Annotated in this window: 1 protein-coding gene and 1 pseudogene; both read right to left on the bottom strand. The window is 73.3% G+C overall.

Annotation, left to right across the window (positions count from 1 at the left end):
- Positions 1–264, bottom strand: a pseudogene (locus AB8Z36_RS39230) (hypothetical protein); the annotation flags it as partial.
- A 159-nt stretch (positions 265–423) separates the two neighbouring features.
- The gene (locus tag AB8Z36_RS39225) at positions 424–1,812 is read right to left on the bottom strand and encodes a transcriptional regulator (RefSeq protein ID WP_369218137.1); all 1,389 of its coding nucleotides are present in this window, start codon (positions 1,810–1,812) and stop codon (positions 424–426) included.
- Positions 1,813–1,992: the final 180 nt, after the last annotated feature.

Raw genomic sequence — 1,992 nt, 5'->3', positions numbered from 1 at the left:
CTCGGGGGGCAGCGGCATACCGGCGGGCTGCTGCGGCGGCGCGCCCCAGGCCTCGCCCTGGCCGGGCTGCGGCGGGCCCGCCGTCCCGGGCCCCCAGGGGCCGCCCCACGGGGTGCCGCCCGCCGGGGTGGTGTGCCGGCCCGCCGTGCCGGGCAGCAGCGGCTCGCTGCCGTCCGCGGGCAGCACGACGCCCTCGTGGGCTTGCCGGGCCGCGGGCTGCCGCGGATCGGAGGAAGCAGCGCCCTGACCGCTCTGCTGCGTCACCGGGACTCCTGTGTATGGGGGACCTACGGAACCGTCGGCTCACGCTACCGGGTCGCCGCAGCCCTCTGCCACGCAGCTCAGAACGCCGCCCTCGGCAGGGCGGCGGCAGTAACAAAACCTGCCGCTCAGGCGCTGTTCAACGGTGCACGCGCGCGTGGCTCACGCCGCCAGCACGTCGACCCGGGACCCGAACTCCCTGACCACGGGCTCGTCGCGGTACGGCTCAAGGCGCTGCTGGAAGTCCTCCAGGTACTCGGCGCCGCGGTTCGACCGCAGGGTGCCGAGGAGTTCGACGGCCTTCAGGCCCGTGTGGCAGGCCTGTTCGACCTCGCGGCGCTGCGCCTGGGCCGTGGCGAGCAGGACCAGGCCGATCGCGCGGCGCCTCGCCCGTGTCTCGGGGTGCCCGTCCAGGGACTCCTGCGCACTGCGCGCCGCCGCGTCGGCCTGGCCGAGATCACGGTGACAATGCGCCAATTCATCGGCCAGATACGCGTGGTCGAAGTGGCTGATCCAGGCCGGGTCGTCACCGGAGTCCGCCTCGCCCGCCGCCCGGTCCATCGCCTCCACGGCACGCCCCGCCACCGCCTGCGTCGCCCGTCCGTCCCCGAGCAGGGCGTGGCCGCGCGCCTCGGCGGCGTAGAACATCGCCTCCGTGCGGGGTGTGACCCGGCCCCGCGTGCCCTCCTGCGCGGCCCGCGCCAGCTGCGCGATCTCGCGCGGATTGCCGAGCTGGGCGGCGAGGTGGCTCATCGACGCCGCGAGGACGTAGCCGCCGTAGCCCCGGTCCCCGGCCGCCTGAGCGAGGCGCAGGGCCTGGATGTAGTAGCGCTGGGCGAGGCCGGGCTGGCCCGTGTCGACGGCCATGTAGCCCGCGAGTTCCGTCAACCGCGCGACGGCGGCGAACAGTTCACGCCCGACCGCCTCACGGTAGGAGCCCGCGAGGAGCCCGGATACCACGGAGTTGAGGTAGTGCACGACGACCGGCCGCACATGCCCGCTGCCGAACTGGTGGTCCAGCTTGGTCAGCGCCTCCGTCATCGCCTGCACCGCCGCCACGTCCGGCATCCCCACCCGCGGCCCCGCGCTCCGCCCGACCTGGGAGTCCGCCGAGGAGATCAGCCAGTCGCGGCTCGGCTCCACGAGCGCGGACGCCGCCACGGTCGAGCCGGAGAGGAAGTCCCTGCGGCCCACGTCACTGCGCCACAGCTCGCAGACCTGCTCGATGGCGCCGAGCACGGTCGGCGAGAACTGGAGGCCGACACCGGAGGCGAGGTTCTTGCCGTTCGCCATGCCGATCTCGTCGATGGTGACGGTACGGCCCAGCTTGCGGCCGAGCGCCTCCGCGATGATGCCGGGCGCCCGCCCGCGCGGCTGCTGCCCGCGCAGCCAGCGGGCCACCGATGTCTTGTCGTAGCGCAGATCGAGACCGTGCTCCGCGCCGCACATGTTGACCCGGCGGGCGAGGCCGGCGTTGGAGCAGCCCGCCTCCTGGATGAGCGCCTGCAGCCTTTCGTTGGGCTGACGCGCGACGAGTGGCCTGGCGGCCATGGCGTACCCCCTGATGTGCACCGTGGACCAGCGGAAAGGAACGGCCGCGACGGCCGACCCACGTGATCAATGCCCTGGGGACAAGTCGAAGATGCGCCACGAAAGAGGCATAAGAAGCCATACGAACCGTAAGTATGGATCTGCTGCTCTCCGGGCTTGCTCCGAGGCCTTCTCCGACCG

This window comes from Streptomyces flavofungini (assembly GCF_041028215.1).
In the GTDB taxonomy this organism is placed as follows: Bacteria; Actinomycetota; Actinomycetes; order Streptomycetales; family Streptomycetaceae; genus Streptomyces; species Streptomyces flavofungini_B.
Note: the sequence above shows the minus strand (reverse complement) of the source record. Positions and strands in the feature narration are given on the sequence as shown.